Raw genomic sequence first — 1,224 nt, forward strand, 5'->3', positions numbered from 1 at the left:
TGCGCTTTTCTATGTCGAGCTCGTCAAGGCCACCTTGGTAAACATTCGTCCTTATGATCCTCGAAAATTGAATCAGCAAAGCACTGTGCTTTGTTTTCAATGGTACGAGAAGCATCCTTGCTAGTTTCTGCAAAGAAATGGCTGATGGCAAGGACACAACTAGAGGTAAAAGAATGACAGAAAAAGCTCAAAGCGCTCCCCAATCTCAAATCAGTTTTTTACTGTTTCTTGTGCTCGGTGCAATTGGCGCGCTAACGCCATTGGCGATCGACATGTATCTACCGGCAATGCCGACCATCGCAAAAGATTTGGGCGTTGCACCTGGTGCGGTTCAAATTACGTTAACGGCTTATACGGCGGGTTTTGCGATTGGTCAGTTAATTCATGGGCCGCTTGCCGATAGCTTTGGCCGCAGACCTGTACTGATTTTGGGTGTGCTTTTCTTTGGGTTAGCAGCGGTGGTGAGTGCGACCACAAACGGCATTGATGCGTTAACCTATGTTCGTACGGCCCAAGGTTTTGCTGGCGCGGCTGCGGCGGTCATTATTCAAGCTGTGGTGCGTGACATGTTTGACCGTGAAGACTTTGCGCGTGCAATGTCTTTCGTCACATTAGTTATCACGATTGCCCCGTTGGTTGCGCCGATGATTGGCGGTCACCTTGCGCTTTGGTTTGGATGGCGTTCTATCTTTTGGGTGCTGGCTATCTTTGCTGTGGTTGTCATTCTGCTGGTGTTTTGGAAAATTCCGGAGACGCTAAAACCAGAAAACCGCCAACCACTGCGTTTTCGCACCACATTAAAAAACTACGCCCGTTTGTGTTCAAGTTCTGAAGCGTTGGGCTTGATGTTGTCTGGTGCATTCTCGTTTTCGGGGATGTTTGCATTCCTAACTGCGGGTTCGTTTGTTTATATTGATTTATACGGTGTTCGACCTGACCAATTTGGTTACTTATTCGGTTTGAACATTGTGGCGATGATCATCATGACCAGCATTAACGGTCGTTTGGTGAAAAAAGTGGGCTCTCATGCCATGCTTCGTTTTGGGTTGTTCGTGCAACTTTTGGCGGGTATTGGTCTGTTCGTAAGTTGGTTGATGGACTTCGGATTGTGGGGCATCGTGCCTTTTGTTGTGCTGTTTATCGGTACATTGTCGACGATAGGTAGTAACGCGATGGCGCTGCTTTTAAGTGGCTACCCATCAATGGCGGGTACGGCATCGTCTC

General features: G+C 48.0%; 1 protein-coding gene. It reads left to right on the forward strand.

Annotated features, from left to right (window positions below):
- Positions 1–173: 173 nt before the first annotated feature.
- Positions 174–1,224, forward strand: a 1,051-nt coding sequence (locus tag R8269_RS25050; protein WP_318222886.1) for a Bcr/CflA family multidrug efflux MFS transporter, incomplete at its 3' end; no start/stop codon positions are given.

It is taken from the genome of Vibrio sp. Vb0667, from assembly GCF_033391095.1.